The 7,338-nt window shown below is 59.5% G+C and carries 3 protein-coding genes; 2 read left to right on the forward strand and 1 reads right to left on the reverse strand.

Going from position 1 to position 7,338, the window contains the following annotated elements:
- Positions 1-46 precede the first annotated feature (46 nt).
- On the reverse strand, positions 47-868 hold the full coding sequence (locus tag HU811_RS23045; protein WP_092457758.1) for an ABC transporter substrate-binding protein: 822 nt from the start codon (positions 866-868) through the stop codon (positions 47-49).
- A 113-nt stretch (positions 869-981) separates the two neighbouring features.
- Here HU811_RS23045 and HU811_RS23050 point away from each other — a divergent pair, with 113 nt between their 5' ends.
- Positions 982-1,881, forward strand: a complete 900-nt coding sequence (locus HU811_RS23050; RefSeq protein ID WP_186658264.1) for a homocysteine S-methyltransferase family protein — start codon at positions 982-984, stop codon at positions 1,879-1,881.
- A gap of 117 nt (positions 1,882-1,998) precedes the next feature.
- Positions 1,999-7,308 (forward strand): OTU domain-containing protein, encoded by a 5,310-nt coding sequence (locus HU811_RS23055; RefSeq protein WP_189674212.1) that lies wholly within the window; start codon positions 1,999-2,001, stop codon positions 7,306-7,308.
- Positions 7,309-7,338: the final 30 nt, after the last annotated feature.

Here is a 7,338-nt window from a genome sequence, read left to right on the forward strand (position 1 = left end):
GGGGGGGGGGGGGGGGGGGGGGGGGGAGAAGGGGATGGAAAGGAAGTCATTGGCTGATGTCGGCGCCGATCCATTTTTGCGAAAGCTTGCTCAAGGTGCCGTCCTGTTTCAACTGGGCGAAAACCTCACGTACCTTGCTGTTCCACTCAACGTCGCCTTTTTCGATGGCCACTGAGTTCGGTTCGGAATAGAGCGGCTCGCCCGCCAGCTTGAAGCGCTTGTCTTCGGTCAGCCGCGGCTGGGCGGTCACCAGGTTGGTCAGCACAGCGTCCAGCCGCACGCCGGCACCCAGGCCCAGATCCTGGAAAGCCACGTTGTCGGTGTCGTACGGGGCGATCTGCACGTTTTCGAAGGGGTAGCTCAGTTGAGTGTCCTCGGCGCCTTCGATCACCAGGTTCTTGTTCAGATAACTCTCGTAGCTGGAGGCGCTGGTGAGGCCGACTTTCTTGCCGCTCAGATCCTTGGCGCCATGGATGCTGTCGTCCTTGGCGTTGACCACGATCACCGCTGGCGAGGCGTAATACTGAACCGGGAAGTCGAACACCTCGGCGCGGGCTTTACTTGGCGTCATGGAGCAGATGCAGATGTCATAGCGCCCACTCCAGCGCCCGGCGGCAATCACGTCCCAGGAGGGGGTTTCCAGGCGCAGCTTCACACCCAGTTTTTCAGCGACCGCTTTGGCGACATCCACGTCAAAACCGTCGAGCTGGTTCTGATCGTTGAGGAATGAGAAGGGCGGATAACTTTCCATCAGCACGCCGACCAGTTCTTTTTTCTGCTCGATGCGATCCAGCGTGGCGCCAGCGAGCGCTTGTGACGAAACGGCCAATAGAGTCAGGCCGAGGGCCAGCAGCGGTTGAAATTTCACGAGAGATCCCTGGCTGAAAAATAAGTTGTGGTGGAGCGATGGGTGCGTATTAAATAGTTATAAGAACAACTCCGGTAGTGAGTTATTTTCATAAGCTTATGAGTGAATCGCATATGGGCGCAGCAACGATAGTCATCCTCGATGGCGGCATGGGCCGCGAATTGCAGCGCCGGGGCGCGCCGTTTCGGCAGCCCGAATGGTCGGCGCTGGCCTTGAGCGAAGCACCCCAGGCGGTAGAGGCGGTGCACGCGGCCTATATCGCTAGCGGCGCCAATGTGATTACCAGCAACAGCTACGCCGTGGTGCCGTTTCACATCGGAGAGGAGCGCTTCGCAGCAGAGGGCCAGGCATTGGCGGCGCTGGCGGGGGAGTTGGCGCAGCGAGCGGTACAGGCCTCAGGCAAATCGGTACGGATTGCCGGGTCGCTGCCGCCGTTGTTCGGTTCCTATCGACCCGATTTGTTCGATGCTTCCCGTGCCAATGAATTGCTGGCGCCGCTGGTGACAGGCCTGGCGCCTCATGTTGACCTGTGGCTGGCCGAAACCCAAAGCTCGACGGTCGAAGCGCGGGCGATCCACGCCGGGCTGCCGAAGGACGGCAAGCCGTTCTGGCTGTCATTCACCCTGAAAGACGAAGACACCGATGAAGTGCCGCGCCTGCGTTCCGGTGAGCCGGTGGTGGACGCGGCGGCAGTGGCCGCCGAGCTCGGCGTCGAGACGCTGCTGTTCAATTGCAGCCAACCAGAAGTGATCGGCGCGGCAATCGATGCCGCGCGGGACACCTTCGAGCGCCTGGGAGTGAAGATCCACATTGGAGCCTACGCCAACGCCTTTCCTCCTCAACCGAAGGAAGCGACGGCCAACGACGGGTTGGACCCGCTACGCGAAGACCTCGATCCGCCCGGGTATCTGCAGTGGGCGGCCGATTGGCAGAAGCGCGGCGCCAGCCACCTGGGCGGTTGCTGCGGCATCGGGCCGGAGCACATCGCGGTGTTGGCGCAAAAGCTGGTCTGATCCTTCAAGCAGACATGGCGGCTTACATTTCCCCGCCGCCGCAATACATATGTATGTCATCGCTGATCGGACGAGGCGATAGGTTCCCGGTTCCTTAACTACAACCGGGACCTATCCTTGAAACCCATCAGCCTGTTACCCAACGGTATTCGATTTCAGCCGCATAAATTCGCCGATCAATGGCTCGGTCAATGGGGCCTTACCGGCGACGCGCAGGTTCAGGTCACTTATCAGGAGGTCGAGACTGTCGATTCGGCCGCCGAACGCAAAACCGCATCGGTTCCGTTGCGGGACGCCGTCACACAAGGCTTTCTGAGGGCCCATCAAAGCCGGGCTTCCTCCTCCGCCTTGTCCCCGCGAGAGGGCTGGGTTTATCCCCACCGAAGTCAGATGTCCCTGGACTTTTCGTCACTGCGGGCCAACGGTAAAGCGCTCTCGCAAGATGTCCTGCAGCAATTGCGAGCCGGCATCGCGCCCGGTTACCAGGGCATCGGACAACCCGTCATCACCGAGGTGGATGCCGAGGGCAATCTGCTCGGCGTCCGTGAAAAGGAGCAACTGCGCCAACTGGGGTTTCTGGATGCCAATCAGGTGCAACTGGCCCGGTTGTTCGCCGCGCTTCCAACGTTCGACACAATGCTCAAAAGCCTGCTGGTGGGCCGGATCAAGGCCAGTATCGCCCAAGGGAAACTCCATGCCTTGGTGCTCGAGCACATGGAACCGGATCACTGCTACGTGAATCATTTTGCTGTCGACTCGATGGGCAAGCGTTCGTTGACCTCCTCCCAGCGTTTCACCGACGTCATGCTGGGCTGCCTGGCAACGGATACGCCGCCCACCTACACCGTCGGCAGCGTGGGATTCTTTACCCGTCCGGACGCAGTGGAAGAGGCTGACAGCCTGTTTGTCAGCCCGTTGGACCACAAGACTGCAGCGACCATGGAGTCGGTCTTCTATATCGCCCCACCCATTGCCAACGAAAGCCTCAAGCGCCAGTTCCTCGATGACCTTGTCGCGTTTGGCACGAACAAAAGCGTAGCGCGCGCGCTCGATATGCCCAGCCCATCCACGGCAGAAACGGCGCTGGCGTATTTTCTGGGCCGGCGCTTCCTGTATCTGTTCGATCTGTACAAGGCAGATCGGGATCCGGCCATTGTACTGACCCAGGATGAGCGGAACCTGCGCAACGACGAAGACCGCCTGTTGGACATCATCACAACCCATCCCCGCATGTCGGACAGGAACCGCCTGTTGCGGGCACCCATTCCCCATGCCTATGCCGTCATGCTCGACATGGGGGCCGCGACGCCACGCAAGTGGCCGGCAGCCATGGTCATCAAACGGGCCGATCAGTCTCTTCTGTTCCTGTATTCGCTGGAAGGGGGGATACAGAAATTCCGCTCCTTCCAGGAACTGGTGCAAAAAACAAACCCGGTCTTTGAGGGGCTGGAACGCAAAATCCGGGATATTTCCACCGAGTTGTCCGGGCACGTCTTCGAAACAGCGGCAGATGACCTGCTGCGTTTGCAAAGCGCGGCGTTGGAGGCGTTTCTGAACGCCCCGGCAAACGAAACGCTCGCCTTGCCCGCCTTCGCCCTGGGCGTCGACGATGCGCTTGAGCTTCCGATGTTGTCCCTTGCCGGGCCTTTGGCTGTCCGCCAGGAGGCACTGGTGGAAAACAATCGCCCCGACTTCTTCAAAGCAGCGAATGCTTCCCAGAGAGCCCATTACCGCAGCCTGGAGCTACGGGTGCTGGAAGCCGCCTATACGCTGGCAGACAGCGATATCAAGACCTTGCTGCAGTTCACTCGCCAGAAGATCAGGCAGTACCTGCAGGCCACCGTGCACCCGGACATAGATCCCGATCCGGACCAGTCCATGGTCACATTCTTCTATGGAAAAAGGGCCAACCCGAGGCAGTCCCGTGTCACCAGCCTGACCCAACTGCTATTGGATAACCTGCGACCGTCCCAGTACCCGAATGCCATGAGGGAAGTGCTGAGTGTCTACATCATCGATCCCGACGGCGAGCGGATCCGGAACCCGGCCAACGGTTATTTCCTCACGATGAGCGGGCGCGAACTTGCCAGGATGGTCACGAGCATCGATGCCGGTGGAAGTTATGAAGCCATGCTCAGGGAGGAAATGAATAAACCTGCCTACAAAAAGGCTTGGCAGGCAGCATATCTGGCCAATCTGAAATTCAAAGGGTATGAGGCCTCGCTCCAGGGCGACACCGTGTTCAAGGCCATGGTGGTCGATAAGGCCTTCAACCCACCGAAATCGACGAAGAAGCTCGTCCTCTGGCTGGACGCTGTCCTGCGCTCACCGTCGACAGAGGGCCGTACCCCAGTCATGGGGCGCAGGGTGCATGTGTACGGTCTGTTATTGGGCGGAAGCATGGCCGCCGGCGGTCGGCACGCCCATATGGGCAATGCGAACAGCATCAATGGTGCGCTGGTGTTTTCCGATCAGGAAGGGCCCGATATCAAGGGCACCGTGGGCGTTTATTTGCCCGACAGCCCCGAGGGCGAGGATTTCCATGAGTTCGCCGACCTGAGCGACGGCATTGCCGAGCTGTTGCCACGGGAGGATTGGCAGGCGTATTTCCGTTCGCGCATCTCCACGAACGACCCGGCGCAGATAAAGCGGACCCTGGGTCAACAGGGCGGTCGTCCGCTGATTCGCGGTTCGTTGATCAGCGGCGATCTGTTTGACACCCTCCACCGGGTACACGTCAACTTTCACAGTGCCCATGCCGATCACCGCTCCAACAGTAACCGCAATGTTCGTCATCAGACCTATGGCAGGCTCGGGCAGATGGTGATCGAGATCGTCATGGAACTGGCCGGTATGTTCCTGGCGCCGGGTTTTCAGATGCTCAAGAGCGCCGTTAAAACGGGCTTGTTAATCTACAGGACCGGGGCTATTCCGCTGAACCTGAAAACCCTGGCGCTGGTACACACCGTGGCCAATCATGGCGGCTGGCGCCTTACCCGAGGCGTGGGGGTACCCACTCGGAGTCAATCCTTTTTTCGCGCGGTGACGGCTCAGCAGAGTCAGGATGAAGCACTGACCGGACTGCCGTTGGACGCGGCGATTTATGGCCGTTATGCCGTGACGGATACTTCGGTGATACGCGGGCTGACAGCGGATGCGCGGGGTTTTTATCGCGCGACCGTCAGCGATACCGCCACCGGCAGCGTGACGTCCCGCCCCGTGTATGTGCGACAACCCGAGGGGACAGTGTTTCGGGTGCATGACCATACGCGGCTGGACGCGACCGAGGCCATTCTGGTCGACCCGTTAACGGGATTGAACATCCGCTCCACTGGCGTGATGAGAAGTACCGTGGCGCGGATGTCCGATGGGCAGTGGCGCGCCGTGGGGTTTGGCCGCGGAGGCGGTAAACGGCCGGGGGATCTGAGTCCCCAGCCAGGGCCGTCAAAACCCAAGAGACCGGCCCTGTCGTCTGCGGCCCTGTCCTCGCAGGTTCGTACGCCAGGCACCTGGAACAATCAGCTGATGGACCTGATTCCGTCGATCATGACGCGTCTGGAAAGTTGGCCACAGAACCGGAGCCTGCTAATCATCAATGAACAGGATCCTGAACATGTCTGGTCGTTGCGCTTTACGCCTGGGCAAGACGAAACCATCTATCCCCTGAGCAGCCATCCAGACAGGACTGACACCGATGTCGTCCTCAATCGCACGACCCAGCATCATTACAACCTGGTGCTGGGCGAGGAGACCGTGGCGATCCCTGGCGACGGTGATTGTTTCTTCAATGCTGTTACCCGTGGGCTGAATGAAGGACAGACCCAGCAAACGTTCTCGATGCAGGGTTTGCGAAATGAAGTGGCCGATTATATCGACCGGCATCCGCATATCGGGCAATACGTGGCACCGCCACCCACTGGGACACAAGAGGCGCTCTTCGAGAATGCGTCTTCGCTGGACAACCTGTTGGGTTCGGCGGCGGTGCTCGATCTCACCCGGATCGTCTATGGCGCGCCCAACCCGCATCGCCTGTTCCAACCAACCTTGCGCTACCTGGAGTTGCACGCGAACAGTTCGGTGGGTATGGCAATCACGGCCAATCCGGCCTCCAGATTGCCAACCGAAATCCTCCAACAAATCGGACGCCTATTGTCGCAGCGGCCGCCGGCGAAATTGGCGCCCAGCGTTTATGCGCCGTATTCCGAGGAAGAGCGACAAACCATGCAGCAACTGTTTGAGGACCTCTTGGTGGGGCCCGTTGAGCCTGCAATGATCCAGAAGCTGCTTGATGACAAGTTCCTGCTGATCACCCCTGACGTGGCCCATATCCTGCTGGAGTACGGCGTGACCGCAAGGCAACTGGTCAATCACCATCCCAATAACAGTTCGGCTTATATCCTGTATGACGAAGCGCTGCACGGTCATCTGGACGAAGACCAGCTTGAAGCCCTGCTCGATGGGGCCTACCTGGTCAATAGCGATGATCTGGATGATGCCAAGAGTCTGTTGAATGCCGATTCTGGCAAGTACATCAGTGATACTTCGGAGCTGTTCGATCATTTCATTTACACGGACAGGGCCGATAGGACTGTCAACTTGTTCAAGACCGCTCTCGGGCGTTTTCCCATCTTGCTGAGACGGGCGAATTTTCTGTTCAGGTCGCCGATCATCGCGCATAACCTGGGCGGTTTGTTGCGGGTGGGCGAAGTGGCCCGGTGGCTACGTAACCCGGCCTTGTCCGATAGGCGTTTCCAGCTTCTTGCGGAGTATGCGAGCACCCGCTACAGCGAATTGCAGCGCACCGAAAGCATCGATGTCGACTGGATGCAGTTGTTCGACGACCGGAACCTGCAAAATATCGTCACGCATCAAGACGAGTTGGCGGATTTCCTGGTGTTCCTGGGGGGCGCCTGGGGGAACATCATGGACAACGACATACCGGCTGTCGCCAAGCTGTTCAGCTTTGCGGGGCAGCCTCCCTCCAACGACAGGGTCGCGTCGTTATTCGATGTTCCGAATCTCTGGGGCTCTTTGCAGAAGCTGCGCAAGGATTACGCCAGCCAGATTTGGGCCGACCTGATTGGGCCGCACTTCAGCGACGCCACCATCCGGCTCGCACTGGCCCGACCCGGGGCGCTGAATTCCGAGATGCACCTTGCCCTTGCCCTGAGAAGCAGCCTTGCCCCGGACGAATTCCGCGCCAACCAGATCATGCAGCGCTTGCTCTCCATCGGCCAACGTCGGGCCCAGCAGTACCTCTACAACTTCGACTTCCCGACCAATCGCCTGGGCCATAGTCGTCTGGACTTTGCGATGTACGTGGAAAGCCATCTGACCATTCCGGACTGGGCCTGGCAGTATGCAAGGCACGGCGTCACCCCGGACTCACTCAAGAAGATTGGCGAGGTGAAGCCTAAACCCGAGTAACACCGCCAATCCCCTGTGGGAGCGGGCTTG

The sequence above is a fragment of the Pseudomonas tehranensis genome, assembly GCF_014268615.1.
In the GTDB taxonomy this organism is placed as follows: Bacteria; Pseudomonadota; Gammaproteobacteria; order Pseudomonadales; family Pseudomonadaceae; genus Aquipseudomonas; species Aquipseudomonas tehranensis.